At 65.1% G+C, this 16,156-nt stretch carries 11 protein-coding genes; 2 read left to right on the top strand and 9 right to left on the bottom strand.

What is annotated here, in order from left to right:
* The 9 genes from QM788_RS05245 to QM788_RS05205 all read right to left on the bottom strand — a co-directional run bounded on the left by QM788_RS05245 (position 1) and on the right by QM788_RS05205 (position 12,154).
* Positions 1–2,361 (bottom strand): TOTE conflict system archaeo-eukaryotic primase domain-containing protein, encoded by a 2,361-nt coding sequence (locus QM788_RS05245; protein ID WP_415660425.1) that lies wholly within the window; start codon positions 2,359–2,361, stop codon positions 1–3.
* A gap of 393 nt (positions 2,362–2,754) precedes the next feature.
* Positions 2,755–3,282: an HAD domain-containing protein gene (locus QM788_RS05240; RefSeq protein WP_415660424.1), complete on the bottom strand. Its 528-nt coding sequence runs from the start codon at positions 3,280–3,282 to the stop codon at positions 2,755–2,757.
* Complete coding sequence (locus QM788_RS05235) at positions 3,282–3,890, bottom strand: antitoxin Xre/MbcA/ParS toxin-binding domain-containing protein (protein ID WP_415660423.1); 609 nt, start codon at positions 3,888–3,890, stop codon at positions 3,282–3,284. The genes QM788_RS05240 and QM788_RS05235 overlap by 1 nt, the downstream gene beginning before the upstream one ends.
* Positions 3,887–5,740: a TniQ family protein gene (locus QM788_RS05230; protein WP_415660422.1), complete on the bottom strand. Its 1,854-nt coding sequence runs from the start codon at positions 5,738–5,740 to the stop codon at positions 3,887–3,889. Before QM788_RS05230 ends, QM788_RS05235 begins: the two co-directional genes overlap by 4 nt.
* Positions 5,741–5,767: 27 nt before the next feature.
* Positions 5,768–6,724, bottom strand: a complete 957-nt coding sequence (locus tag QM788_RS05225) for a TniB family NTP-binding protein (protein ID WP_415660421.1) — start codon at positions 6,722–6,724, stop codon at positions 5,768–5,770.
* Positions 6,721–8,736, bottom strand: coding sequence for a Mu transposase C-terminal domain-containing protein (locus tag QM788_RS05220; RefSeq protein ID WP_415660420.1), 2,016 nt, complete (start codon positions 8,734–8,736; stop codon positions 6,721–6,723). Before QM788_RS05220 ends, QM788_RS05225 begins: the two co-directional genes overlap by 4 nt.
* A 165-nt stretch (positions 8,737–8,901) precedes the next feature.
* Positions 8,902–9,690 carry an IS21-like element helper ATPase IstB gene (gene istB, locus QM788_RS05215; RefSeq protein ID WP_415659531.1) on the bottom strand — a complete coding sequence of 263 codons (789 nt, stop codon included), beginning with the start codon at positions 9,688–9,690 and terminating at the stop codon, positions 8,902–8,904.
* Positions 9,691–9,708: 18 nt separating this feature from the next.
* The gene (gene istA / locus QM788_RS05210; protein WP_415660291.1) at positions 9,709–11,247 is read right to left on the bottom strand and encodes an IS21 family transposase; all 1,539 of its coding nucleotides are present in this window, start codon (positions 11,245–11,247) and stop codon (positions 9,709–9,711) included.
* 181 nt (positions 11,248–11,428) lie between these two features.
* A complete protein-coding gene (locus QM788_RS05205) occupies positions 11,429–12,154 on the bottom strand; it encodes a hypothetical protein (RefSeq protein ID WP_415660419.1) in 726 nt (241 codons plus the stop codon).
* A gap of 651 nt (positions 12,155–12,805) precedes the next feature.
* Between QM788_RS05205 and QM788_RS05200 the strand changes: the two genes are divergently transcribed.
* Both QM788_RS05200 and QM788_RS05195 read left to right on the top strand, forming a co-directional pair.
* The gene (locus tag QM788_RS05200; RefSeq protein ID WP_415660418.1) at positions 12,806–15,328 is read left to right on the top strand and encodes a choice-of-anchor D domain-containing protein; all 2,523 of its coding nucleotides are present in this window, start codon (positions 12,806–12,808) and stop codon (positions 15,326–15,328) included.
* A 283-nt stretch (positions 15,329–15,611) separates the two neighbouring features.
* Positions 15,612–15,935, top strand: coding sequence for a hypothetical protein (locus QM788_RS05195; protein WP_415660417.1), 324 nt, complete (start codon positions 15,612–15,614; stop codon positions 15,933–15,935).
* Positions 15,936–16,156: the final 221 nt, after the last annotated feature.

Genomic DNA, 16,156 nt, shown 5'->3' with positions numbered 1-16,156 from the left:
TCAGAGGAGCCTGGGCGCGATGGAGTAGCCCATCGCGTTGTAGCCGCGCAGTCGTTTCTCCCACATGCGCTGCAGCGCCGGGTGGCCTGTATCGACGAAATCCAGGATGCGGACATCCGTCTTCGCGCTGTGCTCCCGGTGCAGCCGGCCAGCGTACTGCTGCAGTGTTCCCTTCCACGACACCGGCATGGCCAACGCCAACGTGTCGAGTGCTGGATGGTCGAAGCCTTCTCCCACGAGTTTTCCGGAGGCCAGCAGGATGCGGGCAGCGTCGGGCGGCAGTTCGTCCAGTTCGGCGATGGTCGCCGCGCGCTGCTTGCGGGACATGCGCCCATGCAGGACGAAGATGCGCGGCACCACCTTCTGCAAGGCATCGGCCAGCGTGGCAAGGTGATCCGTACGCTCAGTCAGGACCAGCACCTTGCGTCCTTGGCTGTAGCATTCCAGCACGGCATCCACAATCGAGCGCGTCCGCCGTGCGTCCTGGACGAGCTTGGTGAAGAGCTCCTGGATTCCCGCGTCGCCAGGGACCTCGAGAGGTCCGGCCAATCGGATCGGATGGACCTCCATCCGTTGCGGCGCGCTGTCGGGCCGCTGGGCCGTGTGCCGGATCGGCCCACACTGCATGAAGATGATGGGGTGTTGACCGTCGCGACGTATGGGCGTCGCGGTCAGGCCGAGGACGTACTTGGCCTTGACCCGCCGCATCAGCAGGTCGAACGACACAGCGCCGATGTGGTGGCATTCGTCGACGATGACCTGGCCGTACTGGTCGAGCAGCGCGCCGAGTTCTTCGTTCCTTGCCAGGGACTGCATCACCGCGATGTCGATCTTGCCGGTGGGCTTGGACTTGCCGCCCCCGATGCGGCCGATCATGGTCTTGTCGACGGCCAGGAAGCTTTGCAGCCGCTCGTGCCACTGGGCCAACAACTCGGTGCGATGGACCAGCACGAGGGTGTTCACGCCGCGCCGGGCAATCACCGCCGCCGCCGTGACGGTCTTGCCGAAGGCGGTCGGTGCGCAGAGGACGCCAGTGTCGTGTCGCAGCGTCGCGGCCACCGCCGCCTCCTGGTCGTCGCGCAGCGTGCTGGCGAAGCGCACGTCGATCTCCATGCCCTGGAAGCGCTCGTCCTGCACGACGGCACGGATGCCGTTGGCGGTCAGCAGGGAGACCGCGTCGTCCAGGCAACCGCGAGGCAGCGCGATGTGCTTGGGGTAGTTCTCCGCGCAGCCGATGACGCGGGGCTTGTCCCAGACCGCGAAGCGCATGGCTTGCGCCTTGTAGAATTCGGGGTTCTGGAAAGCTGCCAGGCGGATGAGGCGGTTGGCCAACGCCTGAGGGAGCCCTTCTTTCGGAAAGTAGACCAGGTTGGCGAGCGTCAGCTGGAGGCTCTCGGGCAGCGGCCCAGCGATCTTCTTGCTGGTACGCGGTGGCGCAAGCCACGGCGTCTGGTGGTCCTCGTCCTCGATGAAGGTCACGTCCAGAGGGTGGGAACCTCCCGTCGCCTGCAGGATGGTGGGCTCGATGTCTTCGACAGGCATGAGGCGCACGGACGCCAGAAACCCCCATTGGTCGGGATGGGGGCGAAGCGCATCGTCGACGAACACGCTGTGGCCGGCTTCGCGCGGCTTCTTCTGCAAAGGCAGCGCAATCAGATTGCCGAAGCCCCCTTTCGGCATCGTGTCCTGGTTGGGGAACAGCCGGTCGTAGGAGCTCAGCTTCAACTGTCGGGTCCGCGCACAGACATGGCTGATGAGGGCGGTCCCGAGGCGACGGGCATCACGCGCGTCGACCTTGTGCGAAAAGAAGACCCAGACGTGGGCCCCGGTGCCCGAGCGGGAAATCTCCAGCGCAGCAGGAACCCCAAGCATTCGGCAGGACCCGACGAACGCCTGCGCGTCCTCGCGCCACTCCTGCTCGTCGAAGTCGACCGCCAGGAAGTGGCAAGTGTTGTCCTGGAGCAGTGGATAAATGCCAACCGTGTGTTCGCCTGCCAGGTGGTCGTAGATCACCGGGTCGGTGATGGAGGCGAGGGACCGATGCTCGCAATCGGCGCATTTGATCCTGGGCTTGTGGCAGATGCCCGCCACCCACTCGTTCAGGCACGCCGGCGTATAGCCCGACTTGCCGGTGGTCTTGCTCTCCCAGCGCACGGGATAGACGTCAGTCCGTCCCCGAAAAAGGCTGCGAAACAGAGCGACTTTCTCGGCTGGAGACAGCTTGACGAACGCAGGGGGAGGAGCGCGATCCGCCGGTGGTCGAGGCGCGCGCCATTCGACGCCATGGGCTTGCAGGAGTGCAATGAGCCTGGCGTTTTCGGCGCGTAGCGCTGCGTTGGAATCCAGTTCGGGAGCGTCCATGCAGAAGGCGCGAAGAACCGCTGTCAGCCGCCGATGGCGACCCACTCGGCAACTTCGTCGGCGATGCCTTTGGGGGCGGGTGGGGACCACACGGACGATCCGGCTCGCGACCAGCGCGGCTTTGCACTGTGGCCACCACCGCCGCCGTAACCGCCACGGCGATAGCGACATGCACGGCAGGCCGCCGCCGCTGAGACGTGTCCACGTACTGGTGCAGTGCATTGAGCCATGCAGTTCATGATACTGGCGCACCTCTGCGCAATCTCCCATTTCCGGTTCCTTCCAAGTCGCGCGCCATGCACGGCTTCGAGGCGCGCCTTCAGCGCCCAGGCATCGGCAAGTGCGTGGTGCCGCGGCAGTCCGCGCAGTGGGTCCGTGGCCAACCAATTGGCGTCAAGGCCGATTCGTCGTCAGCGCCTCGCGGATGAACGGTAGATGGCCACGATGGAGTCCGCCCCCCACACTGCAAAGCAGCACCCGACCCGCCTTGTCGTGGATCGACCCGACGAGGCTCGCACCACTGTCCTGGTCGTCGATGACGCAGTACGGCTCGCCGCGATGGTGTTCCGCGAGCCAGGCGTCGATGACTTCGACCCTGGTGACTGCCGAACCTCGCGGTGCGCTCCAGGCATCATGCAGTGACAGGGCGACCTGCTCGTAGCCCGCCAGCCGCAGAAGCCTCTCGAAGGCGGCGCGCGACGTGAACCGTACCCAATGGGACGTGACCACGATCCTGACCGGGAACTCATGCAGCAGCTCCGTGAGTGCCAGCCCAGCCGGTGGGTGGATCAGCTGTCGGCAGACCTCAGGCGCCAGTTCATGCACACGGTGCTTGTCGAATGCCGAAGTCCGGTTCAGGACGACGACATCATCCATGTCCAGGAAGATGATGGGGCATGGCTGTGGGGCATCAGGATTCATCACGCAGCACCTCCAGGATTGACCATGATTCGCCGGAGCTGTTCGTCCACCCGTTTCAGGCCGCCTGGCTCATCGACGATGTCGATGGGCAAACCGCCCAGTCCGATGGCAGGTCGAATCATCCAGCCCGCGAGCCAGGCGGCCGACTCACCAGCCCCGTAAGTGCGAACCGTGGCCTGCAGGCGCGCGAAGGCCGGCGTCAGCGCGAACAGCTCCAGTCGATCCAGGAGCACGCGCTGACCGGAAACGAATGCACCGACACCATCGCCTGCCGGTTGTTGAAGGGTGCTTCCAACACCGGCTCGATCTTGCAGCGCCGACAGTGCTCGGTCGACGACGGTCTCGACGGGACCGACGGCCCTGGCAAGGTTCGGTGAGGGGATCAGCGTCACCTCCGTCCCCAACGCAAAGGCCAACCGGCACCACGCCGCCAGCGGGACGCGGCCCGAACCCTTCAGCGCCGCAGCAACCAACTCGACCTTCACGTTCGCCTGCCGAGACAGCTCCCACTCGGAGATGCCCCGCTCGTCGAGCAGGCGCTTCAATGCTTGTCCCAACGCGGCTTCGTGAAAGAGGATCGGTCGCGCTGCATTCGGTCCATCACTCATTTCGGCGTCCTTCTGTCAGCCCGCGCGTCCCGCACCGCGAGCCGTCCGAGGTTGGTGGTTCCCATGGCCAGCGCCGCAACGTCTGCCAGCCGCACAAGCATTCCCCGCTCCGTCCCATTGCGGGTAGGGCGGCCACCGATCACACCGATTTCCGCCAGGCGCCGCTTCATGAACGCCGACCGGCTGCCAACGAGCCGCGCCAGGTCCGACATCGGCATGTACGTGCGGTTGAAAGCCAGGAGCTGCGCCGGCATCACGACCCTGCACGGCTGCCCACGGAGCACGATGGAGAACGACTCCAGCAGGCCGGACTCGATCCAATGGTCGATGCTGTCGTGCTTCCAGCCCGTCAGCTTGGCCAACTGATTGACCGACAGCCCGCCCTCCAGCAGCGGAGTGCCGAAGAACCGGCGTACGTCGGACAGCAGGTACTGCAATGTGCCCACCGTGGCGGCAGGCTCCTGTGCCTGGACTTCGCCAGACAGGATGGCACGCATCAACGTCTGGATGGCCGTGTTGTCACCCAGGCGCCGACTCGTCAGGCCCTGGAAGGCGATTCGTTCGCCAGCGGCCGCGGATGCTGCCACGTTCGCCATCAGCGTCGCCTGCACCTGTTCCACCGCGTTGACGCGAACCGGTCCGCCCTTGAGTACGTCCTTCACCCATTCGTGGTCCGCCTCGACCAGGCCGGCGTCCGCCATGTTGGTCAGCACCTTCGCCGGCACGTCCAGCGCCTTGCAGGCTGCCGCCCCAGTCATCCATCCTTGCCGCATGGCCACGATGCGGTCCAGGTCGGTGCGCAGCACCTCGTACACCTTGCCCTTCGTCCCGAGCCGGCGCGTGCGGTACTGGACCTGGCCTGCAGCGATGGCGCGGCGCAGCGTAGGCACGGTCATCTGGCCGTGATTGGCTGCGTCGCCCAGGCGCACGTAGCGCAGGTCGTCCCAGCTGTCGACGTCCTCGATCCCGACTACGCCATCGAACTCGGTGGCGGCGATCCGCTGCACAGGCGCCAGAAAGGCATGCAGCGGCCCGTCAGCCGCCACATCCCGCAGCTGGCGGTACCACAAGCCCAGCAAGGCCTTGAGGGTGCGAGCCTCTTGCGGCCCTGCCGCCATCCGGGATCGCACATGGGCCTCGTAGGCCTGCGGCCATTGCGCCAGCAACGACTGCAACGGCGCGAGGAACTCCACTGCTTCACCAACCGATTTGGGCGCCGCGGCGTTCCTGCGAGGAGGCGCTTCCGCAACATCGGCCTGCTGGCACAGGGTTCGGACCAGTTGCGCGACCGCTTGGGGCTCTGCGCCGATGACCTCTGGCGCGATGACAGGGGCATCGCCCTCCTTCGCCCCAGCGAGCAGGCCGGACAGCCACAGTTCAGCGTCCGTGGCCGGTTCGCAAGGCAGATGAGCCAGTTCCTGGCTGCAATTGCACAGCGCGATGTGCTCCCGCAGGATGTCCAGCGGCGAAGCGCACACCGTGCAGCGATCCACCAGCCGGACCCGATGCCGGGTACAAGCGGTGGCATAGGCATGCTCCCAGTGGACCCGCAGGTACATATCCTCCGCCAGGCAATGCGGACAGACAGCGTCCCTGCCGGAGCGGTGCAGCGACCGCAGTGCGCGCAGCCCCCGCTCCTGCTGCGCCAGCTGCTCCGTCCATGGCTGCGGCATGGAGAGCATCTTGGCGACGTGCTCCGGCGTGCCGAGCAGGCCGGAGCGGGACGGCGAGACCTCGGCCATGAGGGCCAGTTCCTTCCAGCCCGTCAGCGCGTTGGCGGCCGAGAGCCGCCGGTAGTACCCCAGCGGCGACTCGTCAGCCTTTGGTTCGAACAGGTAGGTCAGTTCCACTTCCGTGCTCCTTTCTCGCGCTCGATGTCAGCGCTTTCCCCGCGTGGGCAGGCCGTAGGTTTCCAGCACATACCCATAGGCTTGGTTCAGTTCCGCAGCGGAGACCTCTTCTGACTGGAAGGGCTTGTGCAGCGCGTGGCCGGTGCCTTCGGCCCGCTGCGCCGCATCCAGGCAGTCCGCCAGCGTCAGCGGCCGCGGTGATTCGCCGCGCTTGCGGATGCACAGTTCGCGCATGAAGGCGCTCAACACGCCGATCAGGCCACCGCAGTGGAAGTAGCACTGTTTAACCAGCGCGGCGAAATCCATGTCGATGGGCCAGCCGTACCGGTCGAACAGGTCGGCGTAGGTCCTGACGCATTGCGCGAAGGCCATGCGGTCCTCGGCTTCCGCGAAGTTGTAGGGCTTGAACATCCGCCGCGCGGAAGCCCGCAGCCGCAGCTGCTCGTTGCTTTGGAAGAGGCGCTCCAGGTGCGGAATCCCCGTGGCGAAGATGCTCAGGTTGGCGTCGTCCGACAGCGACTTGACCATGTCGCCCGCGGCGCGGGGTGGCACGCGAGCGCCAGGCTCCACGAAGTGGCTGGCCTCGTCCAGCAGCAGAACCCGGGTCCCTGCCAGCTTGAATTGCTCGCACACCCGGCCTAGCAGTTCGCCAGAGGTCTTGACCTTGGCAGGGATGGGCACCTTGAGTGCCTTGAGCAACTCCGCAGGGAAGAGCTTGGGCGTGATGGCCGGCGGCAGCTTGACACGGAGCACGGGAACGTCGCGCACGCCGTCGACGCGTTTGGCGGGGTAGTCCTGCTCCAGCGCCTCCAGGAGCATGGACTTGCCGGCCCGGGAAGGCCCGATGAGCCCTTCGATGCGCGGGCTGAATCCGTCGAGTGCGTCGTCGATGCGGTCCTTGAGCCAGCGGTAGTGCTCGTCATAGGCAACATGGCTCAGCCGGCAGGTCTCGATGCTGCGGCGCAGTTCTGCTGCGCTGTTCATGGGCGAATCTCTCCAGTTCTACGGTCGATGATGTTCAGACCCTGCACACCGGCCCAGTCGTCTTCCATGGACCCGAGCGGAGGATGGCCCAGGACAGGAATGCGCGGCGGCAGCGGGTTGCTGGCGCTGCGCGCGACGGCGGCGTGGCGCCGGGCCTGCGTGGTGGTGTCCTTGGATTTGGCGGCCTTGGTGGTGGGCGCACGTCCGCTGCCTTGATCCTTGCGCCCCGTGCGTCCCTTGGGTGCGCGTTCCACCGACCGATTCAGGATGTCGCGGCGCAGGTTCTCGGAGGCCACGTCTACACCGTCGTCGGCCGCCTCCTGCAACAAGGCTTCGGCCTCGTCATAGCTGTACGCCGGGGTGATTTCGGAGGTGCTGTCGTTGATGAGCGGTACCAGGGTGCGCCCGTCCCGGTCCATGACGTAGACGCGGCGGAAATCGTCGGGGTCGACAAGCACCTCGACCTCGGTCTGACCGAACAAGCCGATGAGGTACGGAAGCCGGTCGCCCGTGAAGTGGTAGTTACCGTAGCTGATGCCGGTCTTGCGCGACAGGGTCCGGAACTCGTGGTCGTAGATCGTGGAGCGCCATGCATGGACGCTGGGCGGCAGAGGGATGGGGTAGCCGCGCTCTTCGACGAGTGCACGGTAGCGCCGCAGCGGCGTGTTGCCCAGGTTCTCGTTGTCGATGAAGATGCACTTCGCCAGCCGGTCCAGCGGGTTGTGGACCCAGTGCTCGAAGTAGAAGCGCACGATCCAGCGCTCCATTTCCTCGATGGTCATGACGGGATCGCCCAGGGCGGCAGGATCACGCTGGCCGTCCCTGCCGTTGACGCGCGTGCAGCCTGGCAGCGTCTCCAGGTGTTCCTTGAGCGACTTGTTGAGCCGTTCGATGAAGGGTTTGCGGTGCGCGTGGCGCGCCTTCAGGCGGTTGAGGGTGATGGACAGGCGCGACAGCCGCATCACACGGGCGCCCTTGTTCTCCGGGCCGTTGTCGACGACGACCATCGACGGGGTCCCGTAGATGTCGAAGTCGTATTTCAAACCCAGTTCTTCCACGCGACGGCGCTTGGGGAACAGGATGGTCTCGATGCACTTGAGCGTGTCCGGCACTCGCGCCGAGCCGATGACCATGCACCAGCCCAGGGGGATCGAGGTGCAGCAGTCGATGGCGTGGACCAGATACACCTGGTCCGAATCACCGTAGGGCGTCCTGAGAAGCCACGGCAGATGCAAGGCATCCTGCTCGACCCGCACGAACATTCCGTCGATGCGAATCCGCTTGCCCGCGACTGCCAGCGCAGAAATGGCGTCCCCGGGTTTCATCTGATCCAGTTCAGGATTCGGCTGCACCTGGGTGAGGATGACCCGCTTCACGAGCTCCCGGCTGACATCGCGCCGTTTGGGCAAGAAGCCGCGCTCGTGCAGCAGCTGGTTGATCCGCTCCGTCAGGGTGCGCAGCGTCCATTTGGACTGCGTTTGCAGGAGCAGCTCCTCCGCCTGTTCCTTGATGTAGTCATAGACCTCAGGCCTGTAGCGGGGCTCGCGATTGCCCTTGGTCGCGTTGGCCATGCGCACCGGCATGCCATTGCGCTTGCGCTCCCACAGCCGATAGGCCTGCGAAAGGGACAGGGGCTTGAGCGCCTGCGCACCTTGCTCCGGAAGCACCTCCTTGACCAGCATGGCGTAGGCTCGGCGGAAGGTGACCCCATACTGCCGCGCGAGGTTGAGAATCTCCTGAAGAAACTGGAGGGCTTCCTGGGCTGCCTGGTCCTCCTTCTCAGAACGGTCGTGCAGCATCTCTTCCCGGTCCGCGCCATGACGCAGTACGCGGAGCTGACCGGAAGCCACCTGCATGCGCAGTTCGGCTTCATCCAGAAGCCTCTCGTCGCGGTTCTCCAGGTCGAGGACCTTCACCCGCTGAATGCGGGGAACGACGCTCTTGACCTGGTACAGCACGTTCTTCGCCGACGACGGCACGAGCTCATCGCCGGGCAGGAAACCCGGCGTCATTGGACGAGCCTTTCCATCAGCCCCAGGTGGTCCAGGCTGCCGAAGGCCGGTGCCATCACCATGCGGCCTTCGATTCGGGAGTTGTCACCGACCGCCGTAATGGAGCCACCGATGTCCGCCGTATTGGAGCCAGCAACAGGTGGGTAAAACGGGGGTCCCGAGGGGTTAGGCCAGGGTGGATTTTGAGGGCTTTTGCGGTGCCGGTTTGGTGGCCGCCGCGATCTGTTTGGGCGCGCGGTACGACTGCCCGTCCAGCACCAGGCAGTAGGCGTTGTGGCGCAGCCGGTCGAGGCTGGCGCTGGCCAGCAGCCGGTTGGCTGGGAAAGCCTGGTCCCACTCGGTGAAGTCCAGGTTGCTGGTCACGATGGTGGCGGCCTGCTCGTAGCGCTCGGCGATCAGGTCGTGCAGGTCCTCATCGGCCGGCGCACGCAGCGGCTTCAGGCCGAAGTCGTCAATGATGAGCAGCGGCACACGGGCCAAGGTCGCCAGCTTGCGTTCATAGCTGCCGGTCGCCCTGGCCGCGTTCAGGCTCTGCGTCAGGCTGGCGCAGGTGGTGAAGACCACGTCCACGCCCTGGCGCACCGCGCAGTGGCCCAGCGCCTGGGCCAGGTGGCTCTTGCCGGTGCCGCAGGGCCCCACGATGAGCACGGGGGCCTTCTCCTGCAGGTAGCGTCCAGTGGCCAGGTCGTGCACGAGCGCGCGGTTGAGCTGCGGCAGCCGCTCGAAGTCGAACTGCTCCAGTGTCTTGGTGGTGCGGAACTGCGCGCGGCGCAGCCGCGTGCTGAACTTCTTCTGCTCGCGCCGCGCGACCTCATCGCTGATGAGCAGGGCCAGGAAGTCGGTGTAGGCCAGCTTGGCCTCGATGGCCTGGCGGTTGCGCGCCTCCAGGGAGTCAAAGATGCCGGACAGGCGCAGCTGCTTCAACTGCGGGGCGAGTTCGGGGGCGGGGTTCATGGGTCTTCTCCTTCGGGGTCAGTGCAGCAGCTCTTGCTGCGGGTGGGCGATGAGGTCGGCGAACAGCTCGGTGGCAGGCCGGGTGAAGCGGGTGCGGCCGTACTGCGCCGGCGTGGCCGCAGGCACGTCGGCGCGCTGGTCGGCGCCGCTCGCCAGGATGGTCTTGACGGTGCGGTAGTGGGGCGAGCCATGCGCCATGGCCCGTGCGCAGGCCGCCTCCAGCCGGGCGGCGCCGTAGGGCTTGAGCAGGGCCAGCACGCCTTGCGCGGCGCGCAGCCGCTCCAGAACGCGGTCGCTGAGCAGGTTCTCGATCAAGGCGGCGCAGGATGCGCCGATGTGCTCGGCCTGGGTGACGCACCACGCCCGGTCGCGACCGAAGAAGGCCTGCGCCTCGGGCGGCAGGTGCCCGCGCACGCTCACGCGCTGGCCGGGCTTGAGTCCTCGCGGATGGGTGGCGACGTGGCGGTAGTCTTCGAACAGCGCGACCGCCGCATCGGTGGCGCGCAGCCACAAGGTCTTGCCCACCAGCGTGAACGGTGCGGAGTACAGCACTCGCTCGAACTGCACATGGCAGTCGCGGTGCACGCTCACGCGGTGCCAGGTGCCCAGGTCGGGCGCAGGGGTGGGCAACGCCTGCAGCAGCGGTGCCTCCAGCGCGAACAAGCTCAGCGGAGTGCGCCGGGTGGTGCCGTGGCAGCGCCTGCCTGCCTCCTCAAGCACCCAGGCACGGGCCTGCGCGTTGAGGTCGGCCAGGTCGCGGAAGGTGCGCAGCGGCAGGAAGTTGCCCTTGAGGTACTTCACGCCGGACTCGACGATGCCCTTCTTCTGCGGATCGTGCGGTGGGCAGGGGTCGATCTTGAAGCCGTAGCCTTCGGCACATTCGGCGTAGGCGCGCTGCACGGTGGGGTCCTGGGCGCAGGCGCGGGTGATGGCGCACTTGGCGTTGTCGATGATGACGCGCTGGGGCACGCCGGCGAACCACTCGAAGGCGCGGCGGTGGCAACCCAGCCAGGTGGCCACGGTCTGGTCCCAGACGAACTCGACGTACTGGTGGCGGCTGCTGGCCAGCGTCATCACGAAGGCCCAGGTGCGCCGGGGCTGGCCGTCGGGGTGGATGAGCGTGGGGCCGGCGCCAAAGTCCACTTGGGCAGCCTCGCCGGGCTCGAAGTCCAGTCGGCAGGTGGTCTCAGGCGGCAACTGGCGGCGAACATCGGCCACCAGGCGGCGCACGGCCGAATAGCTGCCGGTGAAGCCGTGCTGGCGCTTGAGTGCGCCGTGGATGGCGGTGCCCGAGACGCCTTGCTCGAGCCAGGACGCGATGGCGCCGCGATGTGGCTCCAGCGTGGAGATGGTGCTGCTGGCCTTGCGCGGGCAGCCTAATGCCGCGGCGATGGTCTCATCGTCGGGCAGGGGCTGGGCGGTGTCCAGCCAACCGCGCTCGGTGGCCAAGCTGCGCCACTGCGCCGCCTTGGGCCGGCCCATGACGCGGGCCGCAGCGATGTCGCGGTCGGAGTCGCCTTGCCGCATGCGCAGCAGGGCCTGTCGATAGTGATGCATCTCGAATCTCCTGCGCGCCATCCCTGGCCCTCCGGGCAAATGGCCCGAAGGGTAGAGATGGCGTCGCGGTGTTCGAGACACCCGTCAACCCAGTGCCGACTGGCTCCTATATGCCGATCCGGCACTGGCTCCATGACGCCGATCACGCGCTGGCTCCAATATGCCGGTCAGCCGCTGGCTCCTACATGCCGATCACGCACTGGCTCCTATACGGCGGTCGGTGACAGGAGTCGATGAGGTCGGCCGAGAGCACGCCGTAAACGATGAGCGCCGGGATCAGGTTGACCGACAGTCCCAGGCCTCTCGCGAAATCGAACAGCGTGCGGGCGCCGCGGTCGGCCAGGTGGTGCACGCGCTCGGCGAGCTCGTCGTCGGGACGCAGGTCCAGGCGCTGGGCCGCGGCGTGGAGGAGGCCGATGTTGAAACGCAGGGGATGGTGCGTGGTGTTGGGAAACACCACGCGGGCGACCTCGTGGCCGTAGTGCGCCAGCACCTGTGTCGCCAGGTTCAGGCGCTCATGGTCCGCATCGCCACCGACGAAGCCGCCCAGCTTTACCTCGACGGCGAGTTGCTTGCCGTCGGCCCGCTCGACGTAGAAGTCCGGGGTGTAGATGGAGGCGCCTTTGCGCGCGCCGTACATGCTGCGTGCCGCCTTGCGTTCTTCCGCGGTGCGCAGCAGTTCGCCCGCGACCAGGTCGACGGCGAAGGGTTGCGCCTGAATGCGCCGCACCCGGGGATCGAAGCCGAGCATGTGCGCCACCAGGCGCTCGGCGTCGTTGTCGAAGACCAGCGTGCCGCCGCCCTTCTCCACGAACGTGATGAACGCTTCTTTTCCGTACGTCGGGGATGCCTTGCGAACCCCGGTATCGACACCTTTCAAGCCTGGCCGGCTGTTGTATTTCCTCATGACCTTCGAACCCAACACTACGACGCACCTCGGGCCGTTCGCGAGCGCGTCGGTGCTCGCAACGGTTCAGGATTCAAGCGTCTCGGGATGAGATTCGAAGCCGCCAGCTCCAGTCCAAAAGGCCATTTTTTGGTGGGGTACCGACTAGGGTCAAAGGCTTTCTGAGGCCGGTTGGCAAACGGCAAATTCTTGGCTATACGGATTCCTGTTAGCCGTTGTATGTGTGCGACAGAGACGTTGGTTCAGACGGTTGGAGTCTCAGAGCACGATCACCGAATCACCAGGGACGTGCGCCTCTGTGCAGTTGCGCTGCGAGGTTAAAAAAGCGGCGTTCTGGTTCAACCAGAACGCCGCGGCCCATCAAGGAGCCCGCGTCATCGCCAAATAACAGGACGGGCTCCTGCAACGGTATAGCGCGCCGAAGCCTCATGAAGTGCATGGTGCCGCCGCGTCGCAAAACGCCTTTAGCCGCTGGGCGTTTTTGTCGTGAACCCGGGTGGCTACTCGTGGGTTCGAAACTGCGGCGCATCCACGTCAAGTAGAACTTGGCACTGGGGGCGACACCGGCGCATGTAGAGAGATTTTTCCTATACGGGCGTAGCCCCTCGTTTCGAAGCCATCTGGCCCGAGGGAACAACAAAGGCCCATCACATGTTTTCCCTCATCATCACCATCATCTCGATTGCCTTCGTGGTTGCCCTGGTGGCCATCAGCGCCTACTACGGCGGCTCCAACCTTTCCGAGGCTGAAGCGCAGGCCGAAGCCACGCGCCTGAAGAACGAGGAACAGCAAATCCTCGCTGCGGTCGAGTCCTTTAATGCCCAGAACGGCCACTATCCCCGCGACATCGAGGAGCTGGTCCAGGCACGCTACCTGAGCACTGTGCCAATGGGGGTGCGTGAGGTGGCCGCGGCCTCGACGCCGGAGTTCATCCGGATGGCAATAGCGCAGTCGGCGAGTGCAGGCTGGGGAACTCCGGTGGCAGGAACGCCGATCTTCATGACGGCCGCTTCGGTACCGCTGGAAGTCTGCCGCAAATACAACCTGCTCTCTCGGGGTGACGACGGCATCCTGCGGCAGCCGTTCGACTCTCTGCCGAGCCAATGCTATGGCAGCGACGGCATATTCAGGCTCGTCGTGATGAAGGCTGACGTGGCGAGGGCCATGCTGTCCACAGCAGTGGCGCCGACGCAGGTCGCTGTCGGCGGATTGCCTTCGGTCGACACGGGCGACACCTGGTGGGAAATGACTCCTACGGGCCCGATCAAAGCTGTTGTGGACGACGGCAAGCGTCCCTATGCTCAGTTGTCGCTGCACCCGACGACAGCGGAAAGCTATGGTGACGTTCAGGTCGGCGGAACGCGTACTTCGGCGTCCCGCACTCTCATCAACATGGGCAACATCGCCGCGCAATCGGTGGGGGTGCAGGTGCCCGAAGGCTTCCAGTTGACCAACAATTCCTGCGCAAGCGGCCTGGCGCCGGGTGCCAGTTGCTCATTCTCGGTCGACTTCATGCCGGCGCAGGCGCAACTGTACAGCGGCGAGGTCACCGTGGGCAGCGCCAATGGTGGCACACTTGGGTTCTCGGTCTCCGGCACAGGGCGTATGGCCGGCGCCACGCTGAGCAGCATCGCGTTCGGAAATCTCGCAGCCGGCGCGGTCACTACCCGCGAGGCAACGTTGCAGAACACCGGAGTTGGTTCGCTGGCCTTGGGGGCTCCTACCGTCGAAGGTTCGGGCTATGCCGTGGCCGGGACGACCTGCGGTCAAAGCCTGGCTGCAGGGGCCAGCTGCGCAATCCAGGTCAGCTATACACCCTTCGGCGCTAGCCAGGGCGCGGGAACCTTGAGCATCTCTGCCACACCGGTTGGCGTACTCGCTGCGGCCCTGACGGGCCAGAGCCAGCAGGCCACTGTGAGCGCGAGCCCTGCCACGCGCGAGTTCGGTCCGGTCCAGGTCGGTCAAGCCGGCACGTCGGTCATCGCGCTCTCCAACACCGGCAACATCGCTGCCACGGGCCTGACGTTCACGCCGCCAGCAGGCTACATCCTGTCGGACAGCACCTGCTCAAGCACCCTCGCTGCCAGCGCCAACTGTTCGTTCGCTGTGATGTTTTCTCCAGTGGCGGCCGAAGCCTACAACGGTAGCCTCACCATCACCACGGACAACGCCAACAGCGCTGTAGTCGCACTGACGGGTACCGGGGTGGCACCGACCGCCACGCTAACGGGTATCGCCTTCGGAAATCTCGCAGCCAACGCGGACACTACTCGCGAGGCAACGTTGCAGAACACCGGTATCGGCCCGCTGAACATCACCAAGCCGACCGCCTCGAGCATCTCTGGTTCTGGCTTCTCGTTCCTCGGGACGACCTGCGCAAGCAGCCTGGCGCCGAACGCCAGTTGCACAGTGTCCGTGCGCTACACGGCCTCAGGTAGCGAAGCGGCATCGGGTACGCTGACCATCACCACGAATGCGGGCAACAAGTACGCTGCGCTGTCTGGCCAGAGCCAGCAAGCCAAGCTTTCTGTGACGCCTACCAAGAGTTACCTAGGCACGGTGGACGCGGGCGATAGTTCCACCACGGGCACCCACATCCTCAATAACATGGGTAACCTGCCCGCCACTGACCTGAACTTCGCGCCGCCGCCCGGGTTCAGCATGGATGGCAACACCTGCGGCAACACCCTTGAACCAGGGGCCAGTTGCCAGTTCAGGGTGAAATTCTCGCCAACGGAAAATAAGTCTTACACGGCTGAGTTGCTTATCTCTTCAAGCAACGTCCCGTCGCTCAAGGTGCTCCTAAATGCCACGGGGTACCTGCCCTGGTACGTCTACCAGACGGCGGACAACGCCTACATCCGGCTGAGGCAAAGCGGCTACGCGCTCATGACAACGCCTGAGGCCATTTCTGCTTGTAGCTCGTTCAGCTACAAAGGTGTGGGCGGCTGGCGTATGCCCAGCATTCAGGAAGCTATCGTCATGCGAAACGCGATGGCTAGCGATTCTGTGACGCTGTCGACGCACGCGGGCAGCGGTGGAAACTACGTCATGTCGAGTTCCATCCAGTCGGGTCAGTCCTACTATGGAGTAACCCTGCGTGAGGGGACTCAGTATTCGAGCTCTGGTGGCTTAGGCTATCCGTACTGCATTCGCGATGGGCGCCTCTTCTGAGGGGCGGCGGGGCGCCTGAAAGGCCGCCTTCCCGAAGATGGCCACAGCACAGTGCTGGCCATCTTTCTTGCGCCTTATGCCAGAGCATGGCCTTCTCCCGTTCTGGCCACATTCGCCGCGAGCATCCCGGATGCCTTGTGGGCCTACATGAGGATGAGGACTACATCCGGTTCCTCGGAGCCACCAACAAGCCTCTTCTTTGCTTGCGACGCGAACGTGGAACAGCTTTCGTTCCTCGCTCAGATCCCTATACGGAGGACCGAATCAACTTTTCAGTTCCTCCATGCTCTCCCTTTTCGCTGAAGAAATCCACGGTCTGCCCGTGTGGAATTGGCTGCTGCAAGCACTCATCATCTGTGGCAGCTACACCGGGGCTGTGCTCAACAGTCGTCTGCGGTTGTCAGGCTTCTACTTCTACTCCATTGGCACGGGACTCATCGCCATCCTGCATTTCACCAGTGGCATGTGGCTGCTTTTCGTTCTCGACCTGTTGTATCTGCGGATAAATATCCTTGGCATCTTCATGTGGGCCAAGAAGTATCCGGACCAGTGCCCAAAAGTATTGCGGCGTTGGGTTCGTATGCCCATCCCCGAGAACCAGCCGTAGCCGTCCGATGTTGTCTGCAGTTAAGTACCGGGGCCAACCAAGCTGATGCACTCTCGGACATGGCGAAGTGTCGCTACCGGACCCCACTGATTGCCGGAGCGCGCAACATCAGCAGTTTCCGGAGACTTGCCATGACAGCGGCTGACGCAGATCAGAACCTTGCCACCCCACCCGGGAGTCTTCCGTCCCACTCTGCGCTGGACGCAAGATCGAGCACTCGT

Source organism: Roseateles sp. (genome assembly GCF_047654785.1).
Classification (GTDB): domain Bacteria; phylum Pseudomonadota; class Gammaproteobacteria; order Burkholderiales; family Burkholderiaceae_C; genus Pelomonas.
The sequence above is the reverse complement of the archived record's forward strand: the minus strand, read 5'-3'. Positions and strand labels throughout refer to the sequence as shown.

Coding starts and splice junctions, on each gene's coding strand:
- QM788_RS05240 (WP_415660424.1), bottom strand. CDS start 3,282: ATGAATCCTGATGCCCCACAGCCATGCCCCATCATCTTCCTGGACATG.
- istB (WP_415659531.1), bottom strand. CDS start 9,690: ATGAACCCCGCCCCCGAACTCGCCCCGCAGTTGAAGCAGCTGCGCCTG.
- QM788_RS05220 (WP_415660420.1), bottom strand. CDS start 8,736: ATGACGCCGGGTTTCCTGCCCGGCGATGAGCTCGTGCCGTCGTCGGCG.
- QM788_RS05245 (WP_415660425.1), bottom strand. CDS start 2,361: ATGGACGCTCCCGAACTGGATTCCAACGCAGCGCTACGCGCCGAAAAC.
- QM788_RS05200 (WP_415660418.1), top strand. CDS start 12,806: ATGTTTTCCCTCATCATCACCATCATCTCGATTGCCTTCGTGGTTGCC.
- QM788_RS05195 (WP_415660417.1), top strand. CDS start 15,612: ATGCTCTCCCTTTTCGCTGAAGAAATCCACGGTCTGCCCGTGTGGAAT.
- istA (WP_415660291.1), bottom strand. CDS start 11,247: ATGCATCACTATCGACAGGCCCTGCTGCGCATGCGGCAAGGCGACTCC.
- QM788_RS05225 (WP_415660421.1), bottom strand. CDS start 6,724: ATGAACAGCGCAGCAGAACTGCGCCGCAGCATCGAGACCTGCCGGCTG.
- QM788_RS05235 (WP_415660423.1), bottom strand. CDS start 3,890: ATGAGTGATGGACCGAATGCAGCGCGACCGATCCTCTTTCACGAAGCC.
- QM788_RS05205 (WP_415660419.1), bottom strand. CDS start 12,154: ATGAGGAAATACAACAGCCGGCCAGGCTTGAAAGGTGTCGATACCGGG.